Annotated in this window: 12 protein-coding genes; 5 read left to right on the top strand and 7 right to left on the bottom strand. The window is 72.8% G+C overall.

Translation table 11 applies throughout. The features are described 5' to 3' along the window. Positions 1-427: 427 nt before the first annotated feature. Complete coding sequence (locus CcI49_RS32205) at positions 428-2,545, top strand: hydantoinase/oxoprolinase family protein (protein ID WP_083749851.1); 2,118 nt, start codon at positions 428-430, stop codon at positions 2,543-2,545. A 600-nt stretch (positions 2,546-3,145) separates the two neighbouring features. Next, a complete protein-coding gene (locus CcI49_RS32200) occupies positions 3,146-3,760 on the top strand; it encodes a thymidylate kinase (protein WP_076832986.1) in 615 nt (204 codons plus the stop codon). 28 nt (positions 3,761-3,788) lie between these two features. Here CcI49_RS32200 and CcI49_RS32195 read toward each other — a convergent pair whose 3' ends face one another. Then, positions 3,789-4,991, bottom strand: coding sequence for a thiamine-phosphate kinase (locus CcI49_RS32195; RefSeq protein WP_076832983.1), 1,203 nt, complete (start codon positions 4,989-4,991; stop codon positions 3,789-3,791). A gap of 342 nt (positions 4,992-5,333) precedes the next feature. Between CcI49_RS32195 and CcI49_RS32190 the strand changes: the two genes are divergently transcribed. Then, positions 5,334-6,668 carry an acetamidase/formamidase family protein gene (locus CcI49_RS32190; RefSeq protein ID WP_076832980.1) on the top strand — a complete coding sequence of 445 codons (1,335 nt, stop codon included), beginning with the start codon at positions 5,334-5,336 and terminating at the stop codon, positions 6,666-6,668. A 302-nt stretch (positions 6,669-6,970) separates the two neighbouring features. Here the strand turns inward: CcI49_RS32190 and CcI49_RS32185 are convergent, their stop codons facing one another. Further along, entirely contained in the window at positions 6,971-13,912 is a 6,942-nt protein-coding gene (locus CcI49_RS32185; RefSeq protein WP_076832977.1) for an AAA domain-containing protein, read from the bottom strand. 379 nt (positions 13,913-14,291) lie between these two features. Here CcI49_RS32185 and CcI49_RS32180 point away from each other — a divergent pair, with 379 nt between their 5' ends. Next, complete coding sequence (locus CcI49_RS32180) at positions 14,292-17,768, top strand: UvrD-helicase domain-containing protein (RefSeq protein WP_076832972.1); 3,477 nt, start codon at positions 14,292-14,294, stop codon at positions 17,766-17,768. Positions 17,769-18,557: 789 nt separating this feature from the next. Here CcI49_RS32180 and CcI49_RS32175 read toward each other — a convergent pair. Genes CcI49_RS32175 through CcI49_RS32160 form a run of 4 tightly spaced genes read right to left on the bottom strand, consistent with a single transcriptional unit; the run spans position 18,558 to position 22,540 of the window. Beyond that, entirely contained in the window at positions 18,558-19,331 is a 774-nt protein-coding gene (locus tag CcI49_RS32175; protein WP_054565473.1) for a MerR family transcriptional regulator, read from the bottom strand. A 12-nt stretch (positions 19,332-19,343) separates the two neighbouring features. Beyond that, the gene (locus CcI49_RS32170; RefSeq protein ID WP_076832968.1) at positions 19,344-20,165 is read right to left on the bottom strand and encodes an ABC transporter permease; all 822 of its coding nucleotides are present in this window, start codon (positions 20,163-20,165) and stop codon (positions 19,344-19,346) included. Continuing rightward, complete coding sequence (locus CcI49_RS32165) at positions 20,162-21,121, bottom strand: ATP-binding cassette domain-containing protein (RefSeq protein ID WP_054565106.1); 960 nt, start codon at positions 21,119-21,121, stop codon at positions 20,162-20,164. The genes CcI49_RS32170 and CcI49_RS32165 overlap by 4 nt, the downstream gene beginning before the upstream one ends. 57 nt (positions 21,122-21,178) lie before the next feature. Beyond that, positions 21,179-22,540: a pyridoxal phosphate-dependent aminotransferase family protein gene (locus CcI49_RS32160; protein WP_076832965.1), complete on the bottom strand. Its 1,362-nt coding sequence runs from the start codon at positions 22,538-22,540 to the stop codon at positions 21,179-21,181. A 614-nt stretch (positions 22,541-23,154) separates the two neighbouring features. Between CcI49_RS32160 and CcI49_RS32155 the strand changes: the two genes are divergently transcribed. Further along, entirely contained in the window at positions 23,155-23,976 is an 822-nt protein-coding gene (locus tag CcI49_RS32155) for a class I SAM-dependent methyltransferase (RefSeq protein ID WP_198955705.1), read from the top strand. Between the two features lie 170 nt (positions 23,977-24,146). On the opposite strand, the gene CcI49_RS32150 is transcribed toward CcI49_RS32155, so the two are convergent. Continuing rightward, complete coding sequence (locus CcI49_RS32150; RefSeq protein ID WP_054565104.1) at positions 24,147-25,424, bottom strand: ABC transporter substrate-binding protein; 1,278 nt, start codon at positions 25,422-25,424, stop codon at positions 24,147-24,149. Between the last annotated feature and the right edge of the window lie 238 nt (positions 25,425-25,662).

Below are 25,662 nucleotides of genomic sequence, written 5' to 3'. Positions count from 1 at the left end.
CGGTGTACATCTCAGCCTGTTCGCAGGCCCTTCGCTACCGTCTGCTCAGGTTACCCGTTGTGGACGGACACCCCGAAGCTGCCCTCCCCGGCGTCGCGTCACATTCGTCCCGTTGTGTCAGGGCTGATCGCCTCCTGCCGGCGCCACGATCCACTCGCTCGGCCCGATGGTGATCTCGCCTGTGCCGCTGGCAAAGACGGGTTGTCCACGCGATTCCCCGCCGGCCTACGGCGCTGCGCGTGAGGTCACATTAAGACCCAACAGGTGGTTTCGTACCTGGTGCCGGCTCAGCCTTACCGGCCGCCCGGTACCGCTTCGCGTTGTTGCTCTGGGTAATCAGTGCTCTGGGTGGCCGGTGCTGCCACCGGCCGGCCAGGGCGCCAGCATGTCAGGGACGCCGTCGGAAGTCAGGGAAGCAGGAGGCCGAGTGCCCGATCAGCAGGAGCCGTCCGGCGAGCGGGTCCGGCTCGGAGTGGATGTCGGCGGCACCTTCACCGACCTGGTGGCGGTGGATCCGGACGGTGGGGTGCGGTTCGCCAAGGTTCCCTCCGTTCCCACCGACCCGTCCGACGCGGTGCTGGCCGCGGTGGCCGCGGCCGGCCTCGCCCCGGCACAGGTCGGCACCTTCGCCCACGGGACCACGGTGGCCACCAACACGCTGCTGGAACGCGCCGGGGCCCGCACCGCGCTGGTGACCACCCGGGGCTTCCGGGACGTGATCGAGATCGGCCGGCAGAACAGGCCGTCCCTCTACGACCTGACCAGGGACCGCCCGCCCAGCCTCGTCCCGCGCGAGCTGCGCTTCACCGTCGCCGAGCGGTGCGGGCCGACCGGGGTGATCGAGCCGCTGCGCGACGACGACGTCGCCCGGGTCGTCGAGGAGGTGGCGGCCGTCCCCGACCTCGCGGCCGTCGCCGTCTGCCTGCTGTTCTCCTTCGCCTTCCCGGCCCATGAGCAGGCCGTCGCCACGGCGCTGCGGCGGCGGCTGCCGGGCGTCACGGTGGTCGCCTCCAGCGAGGTGCTGCCGGTGTTCCGCGAATACGAGCGCTTCACCACCGCTGTCGCCGACGCCTATCTGACCCCCGGACTCTCCACCTATCTGCGGCGCCTGGAGCACCGGTGCGCGCGGCGGTCGCTCACCGTCCCGATGATCATGCAGTCGTCGGGCGGTGTCACCGAGCTCGCCGAGGCGGCCGGGCACGCCGCCCGCTGTGTGCTGTCCGGCCCGGCCGGGGGCGTCGTCGGCGCCGCCTACGTCGCCGGCCTGTCCGGGGTCCGTGACCTGCTCACCTTTGACATGGGCGGGACGTCCACCGATGTCGCGCCCGTGCTCGGCGGGCGGGCGCTCACCACGTCCGAGTCGGTGCTCGCCGGGGTGCCGATCATGCTGCCAACGGTGGACGTCCACTCGGTCAGCGCGGGCGGCGGCTCGATCGCCTGGGCGGACGCCGGTGGCGCCCTGCGGGTCGGCCCACGTTCGGCCGGAGCCGACCCCGGCCCGGCCTGCTACGGGCGCGGCGGCACCCTGCCGACGGTCACCGACGCCGACCTCTACCTGGGCTACCTGGCCGACGGTGCCGGGCTCGGCGGCGAGGTCACGCTCTCCCGGGCGGCGGCCGAGGCGGCGCTGAGCGGGCTCGGTGCCGAGCTGGGCCTCACCCCGGCACAGGCCGCCGCCGGGGTGGTGGCCGTCGCCGACGCGGAGATGACCCGGGCGCTGTGGGTCGTCTCCGTCGAACGTGGCATCGACCCGCGTGAGCTGGTCCTCGTGGCCTTCGGCGGGGCCGGTGGGACGCACGCCTGCGCGCTGGCCGATGAACTCGGCATGTCCCGGGTGCTGGTCCCGCTGGCCGCCGGGGTGCTGTCGGCGCTCGGGCTGGCGATCGGGGACGTCCGGCGTGACCACGCCCGCCCGCTTATCGGCCGGCTCGGCGAGGTCGATCTCGCCCGCGCCTTCGCCGACCTGGCCGCGACCGCGGCTGCGGAGGCCGACCTGGCCGCTGCTGCAGATGCTGGACCGGCCGCGGACGCCGAGCCGGGGCAGGCCTCCGCGGGATCGCCGGCCGTCCTCCAACGGCGCGTCGACTGCCGGTACGCGGGCCAGTCCCACGAACTGACCATCGACGTCGCCGAGCCCGGGGACGCTGCCGGGGACGAGCCCGGGGACGCCTCGGTCGACGCCGCCTCGATGGCCCAGGCCGTGCGTGCCGCCTTCGAAACCGAGCATCTGCGCAGATACGGGCACATCGCCCCGGAGCGCGAGATCGAGACGGTCGCGGTGCGCCTGGTGGTGACCGTGCGCGGTCCGAGGCCCGTCCCCGTCGCCCCACCCGCCGACCCGACCGCTCGACGCGGACGCCGGCAGGCCTGGCTGGACGGTGCGTGGCGGGACGTCGAGGTGGCCCCGCGGGCCGCGCTGGGCGCCGGCGACGTCGTCGCGGGCCCGGCGGTGGTCGAGTTCGCCGAGGCCACCTGCCTGCTCCGCCCCGGCTGGACGGGCACCGTCGACGACATCGGGACCCTCGTCCTCACCCGTCAGTTGTAACGGACGGGAACAGGCGGGCGCAGTGCCGCGTTAGGATGAGCAGTGCCGGTCCGTATCATGGCCCCCGGACCCATATTGAGTCGCTACGTGCGACATCACGCCGTGAGGCGACCTGGCGGGCCGGCACCCACAATCCTGGTTTTGCGTGTTCGCCCGTTTTTGCGGGCTCCCTGGTGGGTTGTGGGATGTTGGCCGGTGGGGCCGAGCCCCCCCGAGCCCCCCCGAGCCCCCCACGGCTGGCGAGGTTGGGGGTGTGAGTGTGTCCCTGCGTTTTGAGGGGGCTCTCCCTGGGGCGCCGATATTGATCTGGCGGTCTGCGCTTTCCCGCTGCGTGGTGACCCAGCAGGGATCCGGCGTCGCCACAGTGTCGGTGTAATTCCGCCGACTGACGCGAAATGTGGCACAGAGTCGCTTGCTGATCGGCAAGGAGTGAGGGTTTCGGTTGGTGTGGCGGCCAGGATCCTCAGTTCTTGCTTTGTGGCAGTCGGCGGCAGCGGAAGCCCGAGGCTCGGTCGGCGGGGCTTCGGGGTTCTGATGATTTTGGCGTCGTGCGCGCCGGCACCACGGATCCTGTGACGGCCGGACATCTACGCTTGTCGGGTGCGACGCCGGCCGATCATCGCTCTGCTCGGGGTGGACGGGTCGGGTAAGACGACCCAGGCCAGACGGCTCGCGGCCTGGTTGAACGGGCAGGGTGTGCCGGCCCGCTACTTCGAGAACGCCGGCGGTCGCCCGATCTGGGATGCGTTGGCGAGGCTGCTCGGCCGCACCGACGGGCCGGCGCTGTTCGGCCGCCGCGCGTACGTCGTGATCGAGGCCTCCATGCGCTGGGTGGCGGTCAGCCGGGCGCTCGCGCTGTCCTGGCTGACCGGCCGGGTAGCGGTGATGGACCGCTACGCCTACTGCCAGTATGCGATCATGCGTGCCCGCGGCGATCGTGGCGAACGCCGGGTGCGTGCCGCGTTTCGCCGGTTCCCTGCGCCTGACCTGGTGTGCTACCTGTCCGTCCCGGCTGGGCTTGCGCAGCGGCGGGTGGAGCAGCGCGGGCGCGACCATGAGGAGCTCGACTACCTCGTCGCCTTCGACGAGGCGTACCGCTCCCTGCCGGAGGCCTCGTCGTTCGCCGTCGTCTCGGCCGAGGGGGCATGCGAGGAGGTCCAGACGGCCTTGCGGGTGACCGTCCAACCGGTGGTCGCCCGGTTCCGGGCGGACTGAGTCCCCGGAGGACGCCGCGGTCTTCGGATCAGGCGAAGTGGTCCCAGCCGGGCTGGTCGTGCTGGTCCCGGCCGTTGACGAGGACGCCGTGGTCGCGCGTGCCGGCGTCGGCCGGCCGCTCGTTCAGGACACGTCCGATCACGGTGCAGCCCGCCGGAAGCTCCGTGCCGGGGGCGACGCAGGCGACCAGTGCGTGATCGTCCCCGCCGGTCAGCACCCAGCCGAGTGGATCCGCGCCCAGTGCCGCGGCGGCGGTGCTGATCCGAGCGGGTACCGGGATGAGGGCGGTGTCGAGGTCGACCCACACCGATGAGGCCGCCGCGATGTGACCGAGATCGGCGAGCAGGCCGTCGGACACGTCGCACATGGCGTGCGCGCCGGCCGCGGCCAGCTGCGGGCCGAGTGGATAGGGCGGCTGCGGCCGCCGGTGGGCGGCGACCAGCTCGGCGTATTCGGGATCGTCCAGGCGCACGGCGGGTGCCGCCGCGGTGCCGCCGGTAGCAGCGGTGGAGCCGGTGGCGGTAGCAGCGGTGCCGGTCGCGGTGGCACTGGCGGCACCAGTGGTGGCAGTGGTGGCAGTGGTGGCGCGGAGCAGCGCGAGGCCGGCCTGGGCCCAGCCGAGCCGGCCGGCCAGGACGACGAGATCCCCGCCGCGTGCGGTGTCCCGGCGTACCGGTGCGCGGCCGGCCAGATCGCCGAGCGCGGTGATCCCGAGCACGATGGTGTCGGACGAGCTGATGTCGCCGCCGGCGACCGAGGCGCCGACCAGCTCGCACTCGTCGCGCAGGCCGTCGGCGAACTGCTCGGCCCAGGCGATCGGCAGGCTCCGCGGAGCACCCAGGCCGACGACCAGGGCGGTCGGCCGGGCACCCATCGCGACCACGTCGGAGAGGTTCTGTGCCGCGGCCTTGCGGCCCACGTCATAGGCGGAGGACCAGTCCCGCCGGAAATGCCGGCCTTCGAGGAGCAGGTCGGTCGTGATGACGACCCGGCCGTCGGCGCTGGCCACCACGGCGGCGTCGTCGCCGGGCCCGAGCAGGACGTCCGGGCCGGCCGGCAGGCGTCGGGTGATCGCCCGGATCAGCCCGAACTCGCCGAGATCCGCGACAGTCGGTCCGGACCCGTCGCCGGTGGCCGTGGCGGTTGTACCCGGTGCCGCCGTGTCGGGTGCGGGCGCATCCGCTGTGGGGACATCCGCGGTGTCATCGGTGTCGGGTCTGCTGGTGCTCATGGCCCGGCCCACGCTATCGGTCCGGGCTGGGGTTGCCGCGCGGGTCGGTGTTCTGCCGGGATTCAGTCGGGATTCGGCGCTGTTAACGAGGTAATTGACGCCGACTGCAACATCCACGACATCGTGACGTCATCTTCCGCTGCGACTCTGACGCGCGTGCATCACCCTCAGCGCCGTTGTCGGCGGCCGGCTCGTCCGATAGCCGTGCGCGTCGTCCGTGAGCCCGTGGGGCCTCGCGTCGGCGTCCGTCCCAATGCGGGCGGCGAGCGATGACCGGGCTCCCGCGGGTGTGCACAGGGCGCCGACCCGGCCTCGCCGGGCGTCGGCACGGGTAGGGCGCGAGTGGCCCTGCAGCCGGGACGAGGAAAGATCGAGGGCCGGCACTATCTGCCGTCCACCCCGGAGACGATCAGCTGGGGTGCCCTCCCGAACGCGCGGACGCGACCGGTGCTCAGCGTGGACTCTGGCACGACCGTCACCATAGACACGGTCAGCCAGGAAGGCATTCTCGAGGACCAGGGCCGCGATCCCGATGCCTTTCTCGGGGGTTTCGGGGTCGTCCCCTCGGAGGTGTTGGAGGACGCGCGGGCCATCGCCGCGTCCGGCGTTCCACACCGGTTCGGCACAGACGGCTCGGATGTGGTGACGGGCCCGATCCACGTACGTGGCGCCATCCCCGGCGACATGCTGCGGATCGACATCCTCACGCTGCACCCGCGGGCCCGTTATGGCGTGATCTCCACCCGGCACGGCGCGGGCCTGCTCGCCGGGGAGTTCCCGGAGACGCCGGCACCGGCCCTCGACGCCGACGCGCGGCGCTGGCAGGGCTATCGCACGGTGACGTCCTTCTGCGCGGTGGAGCGCCGCCGGGGGCGGCTGTTCGGGGCCATGCCGAGCGGGAGCCAAGGGCGCATCCGCTTTCCGTTGAACCCGTGCCTGGGGATCATGGCTGTCGCGGCCGACGTGACGGACGATGCGATCACGTCGCGCTCGACCGGTGCCTTCGGCGGTGCGCTGGACTGCCGGGAACTCGGGCCCGGCGCGCATCTGTACCTGCCCGTCCAGGTGGCGGGGGCGCTTTTCGCGGTTGGCGACCCCCACTATTCCGTGGGCGACGGGATGATCGGGGCGACCGCGCTGGAGGGTCCGCTGCGGGCCACCCTGCGCCTGGTCACCCTGCGGGACGCGGCGGCGACCGCCGCGCTCGGCGCGCTGCGTGAGCCGTTCGTCGAGACCGAGGAGCTGTGGATCACCACGGGCTTCGACCCTGATCCGCGGGAGGCGGTGCGCCGGGCGGCGCGGGCCGCGGTGAGGTTCCTGCAGACCAGGGGCGGCCTGCAGCGCGCGGACGCGGCCGCCTACCTCGCGGCGGCGGCGGACTTCGGTATCGGCCGGCTGACCGACGGCCACGGGACCGGCTTCTGCCGGATCCGCCGTTCGGACTTCAACGAGCCGGCACCGGTCAAGTCACGGCTGCCGCGCGGCGGCTTCGCCCGGATCGTCGGTGCCTCCGACTCCGACTCGACGCCCGACTCCGACTCGACACCCGAAGCCGGGTCGATGCCCGAAGCCGAGGTGGGACGTCCCGGCGCTGACCGTCAGATCATCGTGCCGGAGCCGACCCAGGAGGCGGTGACCGCCGCCGGCCAGGCCGGGACCGACGAACCGGCCACCTAGTTCGGCGTAGGTCGGCAATCGGACGGACGCGGCTACGCGGCTACGCGCTACGCGGCTGAGGGCCGCCACCGGTCCGAGAAGCCGGTTGCCCGGTTTGGCGCGTCGCAGGAGTGAACGATTTTGGTCGTGCCAACGACCAAAATCCTCACTTCTTGCGGGTCGCCAGGTGGCCCTGCGCCCCTTTTGTTCCTCTTAAGGTGAATTGCTGGTGCTGCCCGGCGGCGCGGAATCCCCGATGGGGGTGGCCGTGCGCCCGGCGGTCCGGCAGACCACCCGGTCGGGGGTCTGCCGGACCGCCGGGGTCAGAGCGCCGTCGGAGGAACGTCGTCGAGGCCCTCCAGCTCGGAAAGCTGGATGGGACGCCAACGCTGGCGGCGTTCGTCCGGGTCGGCGTGCACCGAGGCCACACCGGGACCAGCGGTGTCGGATGCGGCGGGAGAGTGGCCGGCCGACGGACGGCTGGACGCGAGGTCGTCCGTGTCAGCCGTGCCACCGGTCGCCCCACCGGCCGCGGTGGCGGAGGCCGCCGGTCCGGCGTCGGTCTGCCCGCCGGTCGGCACCGCCGCGATGCTCGCGTCCGGGACGACCGGTGCGCCGGGCGAGACAGCGTCCTCCGACCACTGATCCGGCCCGGAGGGGAGGTCGTGCATGGCGGGGAAGCCGCTGGGTGACGTCCCCACGGACGCCCAGCCGGTGGGCGAGCCGCCGGATGTCGTCCAGGCGCCGGCAGCGCCGGAGCCGGTCGTGCCCGAGCCGGTCGTGCCGGAGCTGGTCGTGCCGCCCGCGGACGGCCGCGGCAGGCCCGGTGTGCTCGGGAACAGGTCCCGCGCCGTGGACCTCCCCGCGTCCCGTGGTTCCGGCACCGGCAGGGCCGAGGGGCGCACGGGAGCTGAATCCCGCCCGGGTGCGGTGGTGTCACCGGTGGGCCGTGGCGCCGGCCTCGACTCGCTCTCCGGCCGCACCGAGCCGGCCGTGGCCGCCGACGGGGCCTCCGCCGCCGCGGCCGTCGACCCCGCCGGAGTGAACGCCGCGGGAGCGGGCGCCGCCGGAGTGAACGCCGCGGGGGCGGGCGTCGTGGGAGTGGATGTCGTGGGAGTGGACGGTGCCGCGATGGACGTCGCCGAAGCCCCCGGTGGGAGGGCTCTCGGTGCCGGGGCCGAGGGCAGGGTGGTGCCGGCGGGCACCGGGCTCGCGTACTCGGGCGCGGTCAGCAGCTGGGTCACGTGCATCGCCGGGTCGGGATGGTTCGGCGTCACCGGCAGGTGCGCCGGGGTGGCGATCGGCAGGATTCCCGCGGCGGCGAGCCGGGGCCACAGCGGGGCGAGCGCCGCCTCCGGGTCGATCTCGAACTCGGACCGGCGAATCCGCCAGATCCGCCAGCCGACCCGGCGCAGCTCCCGCTCACGGGTCAGGTCGCGCTCGACGTCGTCGGTGGAACGGGTGGTGTCCCCGTCGCACTCGACGGCGAGCCGGGCCCGCCCCCCGGACACGACCAGGTCGAACCGGCGGCCGTTGATCTCGACCTGCGGTGTCACGTGGTAGCCGCGGGTGGCCAGGGCGAGGAAGACCCGCTGCTCGAACAGCGAGTCGAAACGCGGATGCGGCAGGACCGGGCTGACCTCGGACGCGGCGACCGGCGCCGCCGAGATGGCCGTCGGCGTCGACCCCGAATGTGCCAGCACGTAGCTGAGGTAGCTGTGCCGCAGGTCGACGGGTTCCAGGTCGGAGGCCGAGACCGAGTGGAACAGCCAGACCTGGTCGCGGGCCCGGGACGCGGCCACGTTGAACCTGCGCTGGTATTCCAGGCGGGTCAGCGAGGTGGTCGACGTGCCGGGCGCGATGACCAGGGAGAGGAAGATGACGTCCCGCTCGTCGCCCTGGAAGTCGGGCGGCGATCCGACCCGCAGCCGGCGCCRCTGCTGCTCGGCGGCGGACATCCGGGAGACGAGCTCGGAGCGGATGAGCTCGGCCTGGGCGGTGCCCTGCAGTACGACGATGCCGAAGGTCAGGCCCCGGTAACGCGGATCCTCGGCGCATTTCAGCACCTGGGTGACCAGCGCCTCCGCCTCGACGGGGTTGCGCGGGCCGTCCGCCGTCGGGGTGGTGTAGGCGTGCGGGACGTACTGGGCCCGCAGCGGGGTGAGCCGGTCGACGCCGAACTGCCGCAGCGGGATCAGCGGTGCGTCGCGGTAGAACATCGCCGACGACCACTCGATGATCTCCGGCATGCAGCGGAAGTGCTCGCGCAGCCGGACGACGTCGCCGAACCTGGTCCGCAGCAGGGAGAACAGGCTGGACCGCGGGGTGAAGCCGACCCGCAGCCAGCTGGGGATGTCCGGCAGCAGGGTGTCGAGCCGGTTGAAGACCGGTTCGAGCTCCTCGGCGGAGGCGTCCGGCGGCGTGCACTGCCGGTCGTCGCCGACGACGATCACCCGCGGTGCGAGCCAGAGCAGGAAGAGGCTTTCGAGGCCGGCCTGGCTTCCCTCGTCGACGATCACCACGTCGAAGCTGTCCCGTACCGCCGGGATGGTCGACAGCACCTCGCTGATCGGCATCACCCAGGCCGGGACGGCGGTCTGCGCGATCCGCATCGCCTCCCGGGCGGCCTGCCGGTAGCGCTCGGCGTGCCGGCCGGTGAAACGGCCGCCGGCGGCCATCGCGTCGGCGTAGGCGCGCAGGGCCGCCGACTGCTCGGTGCCCATCCGTTCCAGGCAGTGCTTCCAGGCCAGCGATCCGGCCAGCTCGGCGGTCGCGGAGGCGACCAGCTCGTCGGCGGCGTCGAGGTCGGCGTCCAGGTCGCTCTGGTCGGTGGCGCGGACGCGGGCGAGCCAGGTCGCGGCGACGGCGTGCGACCACGCCTTGCCGAAGGACTCGAACAGCTCGCCGAGGGCCGCCGGGCCGGTGGCGCCCTGACCGGCCTGACCTGCCTGACCCGTGTGACCTGCCTGACCCGTGTGACCTGCCTGGCCGGACGTCCCGTGGCTGGCCGCGCCCTGGCCGGCGAACAGACGTCCCGCCTGCAGCAGGTCGGCCAGGACGGGGTGTGCCTCCCGGACCCGGCCGAGCAGCTCGTCGCGGCGGCGGGCGCGGGCGCGGCCGTTCAGCGCGTCCGCCGTGGCCTCCAGGGCCGCGACATAGCCGGCCGGGTCGCGGGCCTCGACCGCCATGGCGAGCAGGGCCAGCTCGTCGACGGCATCCGGCTGGGCGGCGGCGGCGACGAGCTCGGCGGTGAGGTCCCGCAGCCCGGTGCCCGCGGCCGTGGCGGCCTGCCGCAGCCGGTACGCGTTCGCGGCCGCGCCCACGTCGTAGCACGCCGTCGGGGAGTCCAGCGGGATCCCGTGCGCGCCGAGCGCGTCGAGCAGCGCCGCCAGCCGGCCGCGGGCCGCCACGGCGACGTCGATGGCCCGCGCCACGTCCTGCGCCTCGGTGAGGCGGGCCAGCCGGACCTCCAGCTCCGCGGACGGGTCCGGGGCGACGCTGAGCAGGGACCAGGCGCGGGTCGCCGCGTCGAGCGCGACCTCCGCGCGCAGCCGGAAAAGCGCCAGGTCCAGCAGCTCCGGGGTGCGGGGCGGGACCCCGTCGACGCTCGTCTCCTCGAGCAGGACCCGGGCGTCCTTCTGCGCCTTCGACCGGAAGAACCGGCGCAGCGTGCCGCCGGCGTCCATGTGCTCGCGCAGCGCGATGGCGGAGGACAGCAGCGCGATCGCGTCGGGCCCGCGGCCGTCGGGGTAGCGGGGGAGCTCCACCTGGTGCAGGCCGAGCTCGACCACCGCCGCGGTCGCCTCCGCGATCGCGGGCGCGGCGGCGGCGACCTTCGTCCACAGCACCGCGGCCCGGCCGGCGAAGGCGTCGGCGAGCGCGTCCRCCGCCCACGGCTGCCGGACGGCGAGCCGGGCGATGATCTCCGCCGCGCGCAGCACACCGTCGACGGCGGCGGCCAGCCGGTCGGCCGCCTCGTCGCCGGCCAGGGCGAGCGCGTGCGCCAGCACGGGAACCATGGCCGCCGCCTGGCGGGACAGCGCCTGCTCGGCGGTCTCGGCGGCGTGCAGGGCACCCTGCTCGGCGTAGGCCAGCGCGGTCAGCTCGGAGCGGGTGGGTAGTTCGCCGAGCTCCGGTGGCAGCCCGAACGCCCGCTGCTCACGCAGTGCGGACAGCGCGATCGCCGAGGTGATCGGGGATGGAACGGTCGGCGGGTCGGATGGTCCCGTGGACTCCGCCCCGACGGCCTGACCAGCCTGACCGGCCGGTGCCCCCGTCCCGGCTGAAGCACTTGGACCACCCTGGCGTCCTGCTCCAGCCGCGTCCGAGGCACGTTCCGGCCCGGCGCCACCGCCACCATGGCCCGGCTGGGCGGGTTGACCTGGCCGCGCGGACTGTCCCGGCTGGGCGGGGTGCGCCTGGCCGTCCGCCGGCACGGGCGCGGCGGGCAACGCGGGTGGTGCGGGCGGTGCTGGGAGGGTGGCGGGAATGGTCCGGACGAGCCGTCCCCCGATGGTGATCCGCAGCGGTGTGGTCGGCGCGCTGGACGGGTCGCCCGGCCCGCCGTGCTGCTGTCCGGGGCCACCGAAGCCGCGCATCGCCGAGGAGACGGGGTCGGGTGTCGTCAGCAGGCGCCACAGTTCGGCGGCTTCGGAGTCGTTGAGCGGCGGGCGTGGCCAGCCACCACCCTCCGGCCCGGGGACGGGAACGGGAATCCATCCGTGTTCGGAGGCCTCGTCGCGCAGCCGCGCGGCGATCTCGGCGCGGGTGCCCGACCAGCCGGCGCCGACCTCGTACGTGCCGTGCCGGCGCCACTCGGCCGCCCGCCGTGCCGCCACCGCGGTGGCGATCCGTTCCCGCTCGGAGACCGCCGAATCCCGGCGCTGGCGTGCCGTCCGAATCCGCTCGTCCTGGGATCCGGCGTCGTAGACGGCCTTCTGGGCGGCCAGCGCGCTGACGCTGGTGGCGAGCTCGCCGGCACCGCTCTCGGCGTCCTCGGTGAGCGAGACGCACAGCCGGCGAAGCTCGGGCGGGAGCTTCTCCTGCAGCACCCGCAGGGCCTGGCCCTTCTGGCTGGTCACCAGGACCCGGCGGCCTTCGGCGAGCAGCGCGCTGATCAGGTTCGCGATGGTGTGGGTCTTGCCGGTGCCCGGTGGGCCCTCGACGACGACCCCGTTGTCCAGCCGCAGCCTGCGCATCACCCGGGTCTGTTCCGGGCTGATCGGGAGCGGCGAGAGCCAGTCCCCGGCAACGTCGGCATCGGACGCATCCGGCGAGCCGGGGGAGCTGGACGAGCTGGAGCCGGGGGAGCCGGAGCCGGTGGAGTCGGTGGGGCCGGCGAGGGTGCCCGTGGGGCGGGGCGCGAGGGCCAGGCGGCCTGGTTCGGTGCCCTCCGCCGTGGCGAGCCAGGCGAGGCGCTCGGACGTGTCGAGGGTTTCCACCAGCTGGGCGAGTCCCAGCGGCGGCAGGCCGTCGCCGCGCAGCGCGTCCAGCATCTGCTCGTAGTAGTTGAGCAGCGCGGCATGCCCGCGGGAGCGCAGGATGAGCGCCGGCGCGAGGGTGAGCGAGGCGCTGGGGCCGGCCGGGCCGGGCGGTGGCCAGTTCGGGCGGTAGCCCTCGGTCGGGCCGTCGACGGCGAGCGTGAGCCAGTCCCGCAGGAGTCGCTCGTCGTCGGCGCCCAGCGGCGCCGCGTCACGTGAGCGGAGTCGCTCGTGCAGCGCGTTGGTCCGTTCCGGCCGGAACGCCGGGACCCGGTCGAGGAAGGCGCTGTCCTCCAGCCGGGTGGAGGTACCCGCCGGCACCCGCAGCCGGATGGCCGACGTCATCGGATCGGTCTCGACCACGAGCCGGGTGACGAGCAGATGCCGTCGGACCGGGCGGGGCAGCTTCCAGGTCAGCAGGCCGGTGGCGAGCACCAGCTCCAGGGTGTCGCCTTCCTGGGCCAGGCGCTGCGCGACGCCGTACAGCGTCGTGTGCAGGTGGCGTCGGTCGGCGTCGGCCCGCGCCCGTGAGCTCCACACCTGCCACGCCCGCGCCCACTCCGCGAACGCGGCCGCGACGTCCGCCGGAACCGGCGTGGCGCTCGGATAGGTGGTCGCCGGCTCGCCGGAGGTGCCGGCGCGCCCGTTGCCGGCGGCGCCGGCTGTGCTCGGCTGCCGCGGGCCGGTCACCTCACCGGTGCGCGGCCGGGTGCCGTTGGAACGACGGCCGTTGGACGTCGGCGAGCCGCCCTTGGAGGCCGGCCCCGAGCCGTTCGAGGTCGGTCCCTGGCCGTTCGAGCTTGGCCCGGTGCCGTTGGCGGAGGGCGCCGTGCCGTTGGCGGCGGAGGGGGCGGTGCCGTTGGGCGAAGGTCCCCTGCCGTTGGATGACGGCGCGGCGCCGTTGGACGTCGGCGAGGAACCGTTCAGGGCACCCGATGGCGCGTCACCCGGGCCCGCCGCGTCATCCCGGCCGGGCTGGTCGTCGCCGTGGCCGGCATCGTCGGTGGGGTGGGCCGCGGCCCGCTCCGCCGGGCTCACGGCGGGCAGATCGTAGACGAGCAGCGGGGCCGCGCTCAGGTCCACGTCGGCCGGGGGCACGGGGCCGTGCAGGACGATCCCGTGCTCCGACCGGCCGGCGGACGCCTCCGAGCCACGGACGGGCAGCCGGACCCGGCCACGGAGGATCTCGGGCAGCGGTGGCGCGGGCGGAAGAAGCGCGGCGGCGGGTGCCTCGAGCAGGACCTCGCCGGCACCGGCGGCCTCGAACAGCGACAGGCCGGAGGGCAGGCCGGCGAGCCAGATCACCAGCGGGTTCTCGTCGACGTCGACGATCTGCTCGGACTGGGAGACCGCCACCTCGTGCAGGAAGCGCACGAGCCGGTGGCAGCGGTCGGTCAGTGCGGCGTAGCGCTCACGACGGGCGAGGTCCAGCGCCCTGGCGTCAGCGGCGTAACCGGCGTCAGCGGCGTCAGCGGCGTCAGCCGCGGCGGCGTCGCCGCTGCCACCGTCACCGGCGTCACCGACGTCCGGGCCAGGGCGGCCGGTGCCGGTGCCAGTGCCGGTGCTGCTGTGGCTCTCGGTGCGACCGCGGCTCTCGGCTCCGCCGCGGCCCGCCGCGTGATCGGCGCCGATGCCCGGCCGTGGCGCGTCGGAGCTGGCACGGGCCGTGGTCCGGGCGGTCACCCGTGCCGGACGGCGCTCCGCCCCGTCTGTGCCGACGTCCGCCGTGTCCGTGGCCCCTGCGTGAGCCACTCCGGAGTCCACCGAACCCGAGTCCGTCGTCATCTAGTCTCTCCCCGATTCCGGCCGGCGCGTGCCGGCGGCGGAACTCGTGACGGGGCGTCGCGAACGCCCTGTTCCGATCGTTCCGGGACCGGAACACCCGATACCAGAACTAGTGCAAGCCTCCCGGACGAACCAGGACGGTGGCGCCGCGACCCACTGTTTGCGGCACTCGTCCGTATGCGGAGTTGGCCCAGGGGGTGTAGCGGCTGAAATCGATGGCCCGGCGGTGGCCGGCCGTGGTGGACGGAAGTCGCCTGCGGCTGGGCATGGTTGGCCGTGGTCGGTCCGTGGTCGGATGCGGGATTCCGCGTGTTCGGTGGCGTGTCCACCGGCGTGCCGCTGCCCGGCCCGAAGGTGGGATGCGACAACATACGCATCCGTGAGGTCACGGTTCTTTGCCGACACCCACGTGCACTCCAGGTACTCGCGGGCCTGCAGCCGCGACTGCGACCTGGAGCATCTGGCGTGGTGGGCGGCCAGAAAAGGCATCAGCGTCGTCGGCACCGGCGACTTCACCCATCCGGCGTGGTCGCAGGAGCTGGCGACCAAGCTGGTGCCGGCGGAGCCGGGGCTGTTCCGGCTGCGCCCCGATCTGGAGCGCGACGTGCTCGCGACGCTGCCGGCCTCGTGCCGGACGGCGACGCGATTCATGATCTCCACCGAGATCTCCACGATCTACAAGCGTGGTGAGCGCACCAGAAAGGTCCATCACCTCCTCTACGCACCCGATCGGGAGTCGGCCGGTCGGATCACGTCCGCACTGGCCCGAATCGGCAACCTGGCCGCCGACGGACGTCCGATACTCGGCCTGGACTCCCGCGACCTGCTGGAGATAACGCTCGCCGCGGGCGATGGCTGCTACCTCGTCCCCGCCCACGTGTGGACCCCGTGGTTCGCCGTTCTCGGCTCGAAGTCGGGGTTCGACGCGGTCGAGGACTGCTACGCCGATCTCGCCGACCACGTCTTCGCGCTGGAGACCGGGCTCTCGGCCGACCCGGAGATGTTCTGGCGGATCTCCGGGCTGGACCGGTACCGGCTGGTCAGCAACTCCGACGCGCATTCGCCGCCGATGCTCGGCCGCGAGGCGACGGCCTTCACCTGCGATCCGGACTACTTCTCGATTCTCGCCGCGCTGCGCACCGGGGACGGTTTCGGCGGCACCGTCGAGTTCTTTCCCGAGGAGGGGAAGTACCACCACGACGGGCACCGCAAGTGCGGGGTCGCGCTGACCCCGGAGCAGACCCGTGAGCTCGGCGGGCTCTGCCCGGAGTGCGGCCGCGGCCTGACCGTCGGCGTGCTGAACCGGGTCGACACGCTGGCCGACCGGACCGAGTCCACCCGCCCCGAGACCGCGGGGGACGTCACCTCGCTCGTCGCGCTGCCGGAGATCGTCGGCGAGATCCTCGGCGTCGGCCCGAAGAGCAAGGCGGTCGCCTCCCAGGTGACGACGCTGGTCTCGCGGCTGGGCCCGGAGCTGGGCATCCTCTCGGACGTCCCGCTCGACGCGATCGCCGAGGTCGGCTCACCGACGCTGGTGGAGGGCATCGGGCGCCTGCGCCGGGGCGAGGTGATCCGCCAGGCGGGGTACGACGGTGAGTACGGCGTCATCCGGCTCTTCCAGCCGGACGAGCTGAGCGCGGACGCGGGCACGCTGTTCGACGTGCACCCGACGGCTCCCCGGCCAACCTCCACCGGCACCGGCGGCGCCGGCGGTTCGGGCGGACGTAAGGCCCGGGGCTCCGCCCGGCGCAGCGCGCTGGTTCCCGAGGCCGCCACCCCTGGACCGGAGGCCCCCGACTCTGCCCGGGAGGCTCCCGCCCCGGAGGTGCCAGGCCCCGTCCCGGAGGTCCTCGGCTCGGTACCGGGCGATCCCGACCCCGGCTCCGGCTCCGCGCCGGATGCGGCTCCCGGCGGCCGTTCCGTTCTCGACGGCCTGGATCCGGACCAGCGGCGCGCGGCGGAGCAGGTCGGTGGGCCGATGCTGGTCCTCGCCGGTCCCGGCACGGGCAAGACCCGGACGCTGGTGCACGCCATCGCGTACCGGGTGCGGGAGCTGGCGGTGCCCGCCGAGCAGTGCCTCGCCGTGACCTTCACCCGCCGGGCCGCCGGTGAGCTGCGGGAGCGTCTCGATCTGCTGCTCGGCACGGGCACGGACACGGCCGGGTCGACGGCCGGATCCGTGGCCGGATCCGCGGTGACCGCGACGACGTTCCACGGCCTCGGCCTCGCGATCATCCGCGAGCGGCACGAGGCGCTCGCGCGGGCCGCCGAGGTGCGGGTGGCGGACGACGCCGTCCGCGACGAGCTGGTGGACGAGGCCCTGCACGGCGCCGAGAGCCCGCAGGCCCGGAGCCGGGTCGTCGCCGAGCTGGCCGACCTCAAACGGCGGCGCGCGTTGGGCCGGTCCTACCGGGACCATCCGTCGGCCGGGGTGCTCGCGCGCTACGACGCCGCGCTGCGCGACCGCAACATGGTCGACCTGGACGACCTGGTGACCCTCCCGCTCGGGCTGCTGAGGTCGTCCCCCGAGCTGGCCCAGGAGTACCAGCGGCGCTGGCGGCACGTCTGGGTCGACGAGTTCCAGGACATCGACGAGGTGCAGTACGGGCTGCTGCGGGAGCTGTGCCCGCCCGACGGGGACCTGTGCGCGATCGGTGACCCGGACCAGGCCATCTACAGCTTCCGCGGCGCCGAGGTCGGCTTCTTCCTGCGGTTCGAGCAGGACCGTCCGGGCGCTCGACGGGTCTCGCTGACCCGCAACTACCGGTCGACGCCGACGATCGTCGGGGCCGCGCTGGACGCGATCGCACCGAGCACGTTCGTCCCCGACCGGGAGCTGCGCGCGGTCACCGGCCAGGACGCCGACGGTCCGGTCGTGATCCGGCCGTGCGGGAGCGAGGCGGAGGAGGCGATCGCCGTCGTCGACCTCATCGAGGAGGCGCTGGGCGGCACCTCGTTCCACTCCCTCGACTCCGGTGCGGTGGACGGATCGGAGCGGGGCAGACTCTCCTTCGCCGACATCGCGGTGCTGTACCGCACGGCCCGCCAGGCCGAGCCCGTGGTCGACGCGCTGCTGCGCCGGGGGTTTCCGTTCCGCCAGCACGGCCACACCCCGCTCGCGGAGCTGCCCGCGGTGGGGGCCCTGCTCGCGGACCTGCGGGAACGGTCCGGCGAACCGCCGCGCTCCGTGTCGGCCGCCCTGCGGGACGCCGCCGCGCGGCTGACCGATCTCGCGGCCGGTTCGGACACCGCGCTGGGGGCGGTTCTGCGCGCCGAAGCCGCCGACGGCGGCGGTCGGTCGCCCGGTGCGGCGGAGYTACGCCGGGCGGTGGAGCTCCTGGCCCCGGCGGCCGCCGCCGCGGGAACAGATCTCGACTCCTTCCTCACCGCGGTCGCGCTGGGGACGGAGGTCGACGACCTGGATCCCCGGGCGGACCGGATCTCCCTGCTCACGCTGCATGCGTCCAAAGGGCTGGAGTTCGGGCTCGTCATCATCGTCGGCTGCGAGGACGGGCTGCTGCCGTTGCGCTGGGGCAGATCGGCGCCCGCCGGGGCTGCCGCTGCTTCAGGGCCTGGCGGTACCGTTGCCGTCGGGCCTGCCGGTGCCGCTGACCCTGCTGCCGACGCCGAGGCGGAGGAGCGGCGCCTGCTGTTCGTGGGAATCACCCGGGCGCGTACCCGACTCGTTCTCACCCATGCCACGCGACGTCGCCGCGGCGGGGAGGTCGTCCAGACCGGGCCTTCGCCGTTCCTCTCCGCCATCGACGGTCGGTACCTGGAAAAACGGATCGGATCAGCGCCCTCCGCCGCGCAGATCCGACGCCGGTCCGAGGGCCGCCAACTTCGGCTGATCTGACGGCTAACGAGGCTGAGGCGTGCTGACGGAAGGCGAACCGCACCCGCACGGCTGCCCATCGAGGATCCCGCGCAGCACCGGCAGTTCGTCCTCGAAAGGGGCAAAAGGGGCGCCGGATTGCCTGGCGAGCCGCAAGGGTGAAGGATTTCGGTCGTCGGAACAACCAGAATCCTTCACGTTTGCGACTCGCCAAGCCGGGCTGCCGGACCCTCGGAGGCCCGGACACGTTGATGGAGGGCACCCTCACCCACAGGCTGGCGATCTTGATTGGAGCCTCTGGGTTTCTGACAGCGCTGGTCAGCTTTCGGCGAGTGCACGGCTGTTCCGTTCGCGATCCTAAAGGGCTCCGCGTTTCTCTTTCTTCGGGTCTCTTTACATCCATTTCTTCGCCGGTTTTGCAAGTCTTCGAGGGGTGTTTATCGGAAGGGCAACGAAGAGCCCTTTAGTTGCCGATCCCGCGCACCTCGCCGGGAGCTGCGGGGGTGGGATTCCGTCCCTCCAGGGAGTCGTTGGCGCCGTCCGCGGCCCCTGAAGCCGCAGGTCGCGGGGGTTCTTCGGGTCTCGCTGGCTGCTGTGACGCGGTGCCGGACCAGCGATGTCGGATGTGCGGGCTGCCCGTGGCGGCGATTTGTCCGCGATGGCCGATCGCCGGGTGTCCCGTCATTCATCCAACGGATTGGAGCGATTCGGGTTTCTGGCGCCTCCGTCACTTTGCCCGATGAGGGTCGAGGGCTGGGGAGCCGGTCCGTCCACGGATCTGAACGGCCATGGGCGCTGGCGGCCGCGCCACTATTTCGGCTGGATTCGCTCGATCTTGGTCCAGCCGTGCCAGCCGCGTTCCTCGAGCTGCTTCAGGAGCCTGCGTGCGATCGGCACCGACTCGAGGAAGACGGAGTCGAGGAGCTCCGCGAGCTCGTCGGTGATCTCCCAGTCCCGGTTCCCCGCTTCCGTTTCCGTGGTGTCGGCGGCCTCGAAGGAGGCGACGAGCCGGTCGCCCAGGGCCGCCACCCGCGGGTCGTCGGCATCCCATTCGATCACTGTGGCGAGATCGCGGTAGAGCGTGACGATCGCCGGGTCGTCGAGCTGTTGCCGCTTCAGCTTCATGAGCAGTGGCATGCGCTCCGGGAGCTGGGCGGCGACCAGGATCCAGGCGTCCCGCTCGCCCGCGATCATCAACTCCGGGAGCCCGAGCTCGCGCAGCCGGTCGAGGTAGGCCACCGCCTCCGGCGGCAGGGCGAGGCTGTCACCGGCCGCCAGCTGGGCGATCCGCTCGCGATGCCGCTGCCGCAGCCTGATCTCCGCGCGCAGGCGCCGGTCGATGTCGGCGACGGCGGTGCTGAACTCCTCCTCGCCCGCGTCCAGCAGCTCGCGGACCTGCGCGAGCGGCACGCCGGCCTCGGCGAGCGTGCGGATCTTGACCAGCTCGACGACGGCGCGGGCGTCGTAGCGCCGGTAGCCGGAGTGGTCTCGCTCCGGCTCCGCCAGCAGACCCTTGGCGTGGTAGTGCCGCACCGCGCGTACGGTGACGCCCGCGTACGCCGCCAGCTGGCTGATCGTGAGCACCATGCCAGTCTCCTATTTCGTGGGCACGCGCAGGAACAGCCGACGTGACCACAGGAAGCCGAGCAGCGCGATCAGGGCGCACCAGCCGATCGCGAGCCACAGGTCGGCGCCTGCCGACGTACCCGTGACCAGGGCCCGCAGGGTGTCGATCATCGGGGTGAACGGCTGGTGCTCCGCGAACTGGCGCAGCCCGGTGGGCATCGCGTCGGTCGGCACGAAGCCGCTGCTGATGAACGGCAGGATCACCAGGAACAGCGGCGTGTTGCTGGCTGTCTCGACGCTGTCCGCCGCCAGGCCCATGCCGACGGTCAGCCAGGTGAGCGCGAACGAGACACCGACCAGCAGCCCGATCGCACCGAGCCAGTCGAGCGGGCCGGCGTCGGAGCGGAATCCGAGCCCGAACGCGACCGCCGCCACGATCACCACGGCGAAACCGGTCCTGATGACGGCGCCCAGCACGTGGCCGGTGAGCACCGAGAGCCGGGCGATGTTCATCGTGCGGAACCGGGCGATGATCCCGGTGGTCATGTCGGTCGCGGTCGAGATCGCGGTGCCGAGCGCGATGCTGGTGACGGTCATGAACAGGATCCCCGGCGTGATGAACTCCAGGTAGTCGCCGCGGTCCCCGGTGCCGGCCCGGCCCACCGCGCCCGTCACGCCCTCCTGGCCCGGCAGGCCGGCGCCCAGGGTCCCGCCGAACACGTACACGAACAGCAGCAGGAACACGATCGGCTGCGCGACCAGCATGATCGACAGTGAGGGGTAGCGGCGGATGTGCAGCAGGTTGCGCCGCAGCATCGTCGCCGAGTCCCGGACGGCGTAGGCGGTGCTCATGCGGGGATCCCCTCTGCGGTGGGCGCCGCTGCGGCCGTGCGGCCGGTGAGCGCGAGGAACACGTCGTCGAGGTCGGCGGACTGCACCGTGAGGCCGGCGACGGCGTCGTCGTCGAGGCCGGCGAGCAGGCGGCGCAGCCCGGCGACGCTGCCGTCGCCCGGCACCTGCAGGGTGAGCGCCTCGACGTTGGACGAGGCCTGCGGATGCGCGGCCGCCGCGGCGGCCAGCCCCGCGGCGTCGGTGAACTGCACCGTCACGTGCCCACCGGGTACCCGCCGCTTCAGCTCGGCGGCCGTACCCTCGGCGACGAGGCGGCCACCGTCGAGCACTCCGATCCGGTCGGCCAGCTGGTCGGCCTCGTCGAGGTACTGYGTCGTCAGCAGCACCGTCACGCCGTCGGCGACCTGCTCGCGCACGATCGCCCACAGGTCGCGACGGCTGCGTGGGTCGAGGCCGGCTGTCGGCTCGTCGAGGAAGATCAGCCGGGGCCGGGTGATGAGCGTCATCGCCAGGTCGAGGCGACGCTTCATGCCGCCCGAGTAGGTCTGCGCCCGCCGGTCGGCCGCGGCGACGAGGTCGAACCGCTCCAGCAGCACCGTCACCGCCGCGGTCGCGGTCGCCCGCTCCAGGTGGGCGAGCTCGGCCATCAGCCGCAGGTTCTCACGCCCGGTGAGCAGCTCGTCGATCGCGGAGAACTGCCCGGTCACACCGATCGCGGCACGCACCCCGGCGGGCTCGCGTCGGATGTCGAAGCCGCCGACGCGGATCTCGCCGCCATCGGGGGCCAGCAGGGTGGAGAGGATGTTGACGATGGTCGTCTTGCCGGCACCGTTGGGCCCGAGGAGCGCGTAGACGGAGCCCTGCGGGACGGTCAGGTCGACGCCGTTGAGCACAGCGTGTCGCCCGTAGGACTTGGTAAGCCCGGAAACCTCGATCGCGGGCCTGATGGCGGTCATGGGGCCATGCTGGAGGCCTGACGCAGGGTCAAGGTCAAGCCGCCGCCCGAAAAGAAATCAGTCCAGGCGGCGCAGGGGAAAACGCCGGGCCGCGTCGCTCAGGACGTCCAGGAGCGTGTCGATTTCGGCCTCGGTGTTCGCGGCGGTCACCTGGACGCGCACACCGACCTGGTCCCGGGGCACCAGCGGGAACGGCGCCACCGTCACGTAGATGCCCCGCTCGAAGAGGAACGCGCCGAGTGCGTCCGCGTGGTCGGGGCCGGGGTCGGTGAGCGGAATCTCGATGATCGGATGGCCGGAGCTGTTCAGGGTGGCCAGCCCGAGCGAGCGGATCCCGGCCAGCGCCCTGGCGGTCAGGGTGTGCAGGGCCAGCCGGGCCTGTTCGCCGCGCTCGGCGTTGACCCGTAGCCCGACCTGCGCGGTCGCCAGCGACGCGACCGGCGGCGGGCCGGAGAAGATGTAAGGGTTGGCCATGGTCTTGAGGTAGTCCTTCAGCTCGGTCGGGCAGGTCGCGAACGCGAGCAGCGAGGAATACGACTTCGAGAAGCCGCCGACCATGACGACGTCGTCGTAGGACTGCCCGAGATGGCGGACGATGCCGTTCCCGCGCAGCCCGTACGGAGTGAGCTCCGCCGGGGAGCGCTCGCCGATGACGCCGAACCCGTGCGCGTCATCGATGTAGACGACGGCTTCGTGCGACCGGGCGACGGCGAGGATCTCGGCCAGCCGCGGCCCGTTGCCCGTCATGCTGTTCACGCCGTCGATCGCGATGACCCGGGGGAAGAGCCGGCACGCGCGCAGCGCGCGGTCCAGCCGGTCGAGCCGGGCCTCTCGGAACCGGCGCACGGTGGCGCCTCGGCCCAACGCCATCGCCGCCCCGTCGTGCACCGAGCTGTGGGCATGCACCTCGACGAAGAGGGCGCCCTGGCCGACAAGCGCGGGCAGCACAGACAGATGTATGTGGCTGATCGTCGGCAGCAGCAGGGTGTCGGGCGCGCCGAGAAGCTCGGAGAGGCTCTGCTCGATCTCGGTGAACAGCCGTGGATTGGCGATGATCCGGGACCAGCTGGGGTGGGTTCCCCAACGGTCGAGATACTCCGGCACGGCTTCGATGATTTCGCGGTCCAGATCGAATCCCAGATAGTTGCAGGACGCGAAGTCGATCAGCCATCGGCCGTCGATGCGAATGCGTCGCCCCGCGATCTCGTCGACCCGCGAGTCATAGAACGGTGACTGGCGGCGCATCCGGGCCATTTCCGCCATGACACCGTACGGACGGGCCAGCACGTGGCGAAGACCTGCGCCGTCGGCCTGCCGGGCCGGCGCCACGGCCGGCGCCGCGAGCCGCGGATCGTCGGCGGTGGCCGTGGTGCGGATCGACTCGGCGCCGGCCGGGGCGGAATCCGAGATCTGGGTCACTCGGGCCAGCTTTCGTTCTGCGGGTGGCGCAGAGCCGTCGGGGTCATCGCCGGCACCGACCTTTCGGGACGCCCGAAAGTCCGGTCTCCGGGCATGGGAAACGAGAAAAATCGACGAAAGGCTGCCCGAGTCGTCGGGAAGTCAGGTGAGGGTGACGCTTGACGAAGAGCCAAGGAAGAACATAGCGGGTTGAACCGGTGCCTTCCACCGCTTTCAGTTTTCTTGGGCGCTATCGCGGGGGTGGCGCCGGGCGTCCTACGACGACCGGCGCTCCGGGCGGTCTCCGGGCCCTCTCCGGGTGTCCGTGGGGTGGCCTCCCGCGGGCATCCGGGCCCGCCCCGCCGCCTCGTCCGGCCCGCCCCGCCGCCTCGTCCGGCCGGTCCGCGGGCACTCGTCCGGCTGGTGCGGAGGCACTCCTCCGGCTGGCGTGCAGGCACTCGTCCGGCTGGCCCGCGGCAGCGCAACGACCGGCCGAACGGCAGGGCGAACGAGGGCACCGGATCGGGCCGCGCGGCGACCCGCGGGCGGGCCCGTCGGCGCCTGCCGCGGGAGCAGGCCTTTCGTCGCGGCCACAGCGAACAACCCGGCGCGGCAGTGGTGTTATCGTGCCCGGCATGTCCGAGACCGTGTCCGCTTCGAACAGCCCGTCGTCGAGCGCGCCGGCTTCGGCCAGGCCCGCGTATGAGGGCCCGCCGCCCCTCCGTGACCTCCCGTACGCGGGCTTCGGCCTGAACCGGTCGGTCACGCTCTTCAAGGCGCACCGCAAGGAGCCGGTCGACCCGGCCGGGTTCTATTCGCTCATCGCGGCCGACTCCGTCCGCCAGCTGGAGCGGTACACCTCCCTGGCCGGCCAGCTGGTGCTCGACGTCGGCGGCGGCCCGGGCTACTTCCGGTCCGCCTTCCTGGACGCGGGCGCCCGGTATTACTGGGTTGAGCCGGACGTCTCCGAGATGGAGGCCGGCGGCATCGACGTTCCGGGGCGAATCCGCGGCAGCGCGCTCGAACTGCCGTTCCGCTCCGACTCGATCGACCTCTGCTACAGCTCGAACGTCCTTGAGCACGTGCCCGACCCGTGGCGGATGTGCTCGGAGCTGGTGCGGGTCACCCAGCCCGGTGGCCTCATCTTCCTCAGCTACACCAACTGGCTCTCCCCGTGGGGCGGCCACGAGACCGCGCCGTGGCACTACCTCGGGGGCCACCGGGCCGCCGAGCGGTTCCGCAAGCGTGAGGGCAAGGCGCCGAAGAACCGGTTCGGCGAGACCCTGTTCCCGGTTTCCGTCGCCGGCACCCTCGCCTGGGCACGCCAGCGCAACGATGTCGTGGTCGTCGACGCGATGCCGCGCTACCTGCCGGACTGGGCGAAGGTCGTCCTCCGCGTTCCCGGCGCCCGCGAGGTCGTCACCTGGAACCTCGCGATGGTCCTGCGCAAGGTCTAGCGCGGCGTCGTCCGGCGCGGCGTCTCAGCAGGGCTTCGCCGTCGACCGGGAGCAGTGCCCGTCCGAAGAGCCCGACCAGTGGAGGATCTCGGTCGTTTCGACGACCGAGATCCTCCACTGTTGTCTGACCGCAATGCCGGGAGTGGCGGCGACCCGCGGCTGCGGCCAGCTCAGTGGTCGAGGCGCTGGCCGCACCAGAGGGAGGCGTTCTGGGCGCCGGGTGCCTCGTTGCGGACGATGTCGTAGCCGGTGCCCGCGTCGTTGACCTGAACGAAGCTGTAGCAGCTGCTGATCCTGCCGAAGTCGTTGCGGAAGTCCACGTCGCCGGCCAGCAGCCCGGAGGCGTTGTAGCCCTTGGACCCGCGCAGGGTGTCGATGAAACCGGCGCGGGTCGGGCAGGGGCCGGCGAGCTGGAGCCCGTGCAGGAAGACGTCCGTGAGGATGTAGGACACCAGCGCGAGCTCCTGGTCGGGCCGGCTCAGCTGGGGCGCGAACTCGCTCATCGCGTTCAGGTAGATCTGCTGTGACGGGGTGCGTGCCTCGAAGGGCACGTAGTTGACGAAGGTGGTCAGGCCGGCCAGCGCGTTGCCCTGCCGGGCCAGCAGGCTCGGATCATAGCCGTTGGCGGCGAGCATGACTTTCGGCTTCAGGCCGATCCGCTGCCCCACCCGCATGATGTCGGCGAGTTCGTCACTGGAGATGGGCGCGATGATCGTGTCCGCGCCCGAGGCCTTGAGCTGCTGGGCCATCGCCTCGGGCGTGGTCGTGTTCAGGTTCCAGATGAACGGGCCGGGCAGGATTCTGATTCCGGTGGCGACGAGACTGTCCACGATCTTGCTGCTGAAGTCCTGGGGGGCGTCACCGATATCGGTCCTGATGACGGCGGCGGTGGTACCTCCCCGTGCTTTCACGTACTGGCCGAAGGTGTCGACGGACGGGCCTTCGCCGAACACGTAGGAGTACGCGAACATGTTCTGGTATTCGGACCACACGCCCTCGGCCGGCAGCCCGGCAACCGGAATATTGAGGTCGTGCAGGTAGTCAGCGCCGCCGGAGGCCGCTGTTGTCGCCTCCACCAGGCCGAAAACGTTTTTCCGATCGATGAGGTCACGGACGACCTCATTATTCGTGGCCGGGCTTGACTCGTCATCCCGCGCGGTGGCGACGATGCGCCGGCCGTGGATCCCACCGTCGGCATTCGCCAGGCCGATGCGTGCGTCGAAGCCGCTGCGCATCGCCGCCAGGGGTTTCGCCAGCGGGCCCGTGTCCGGGACGACGAACCCGATCTGGATCTCGTCGTCGGTCACGCCGGGTGCGACACAGCCGGCCTTCTGTGAACTGGCGCCGTCGTCGGCGGACCCGACCAGGGAGCATCCGGCGAGGGCGATCACGGCGGACGTGACGAGCCCGCCTGCCACTCGTAGCTTCCGGTGGTGACGACGGGCCATCTGTGCTCCTCCGCAGGATGCGATTGGTCGGGATCGGTGGCCTGGGCGGGGACCTGGATCCGGATGTCGAACGGGCGTCTTCGAGCCCGTGGCGACCGCGATCCAGGGCATGAGAACAACGTTTCTGGCCGGGTGCTTCGTGATTCTCGTTCTGGGTGGGTGCGGGCGGCCTGGTTGTCTTTTCGGGTACGGGCATGCTGGAGCTGCCCGGGTCTTCTGTTTGGTTGGGCGACTGCCG

It is taken from the genome of Frankia sp. CcI49, assembly GCF_001983215.1.
GTDB classification, from domain to species: domain Bacteria; phylum Actinomycetota; class Actinomycetes; order Frankiales; family Frankiaceae; genus Parafrankia; species Parafrankia irregularis.
Note: the sequence above shows the minus strand (reverse complement) of the source record. Positions and strands in the feature narration are given on the sequence as shown.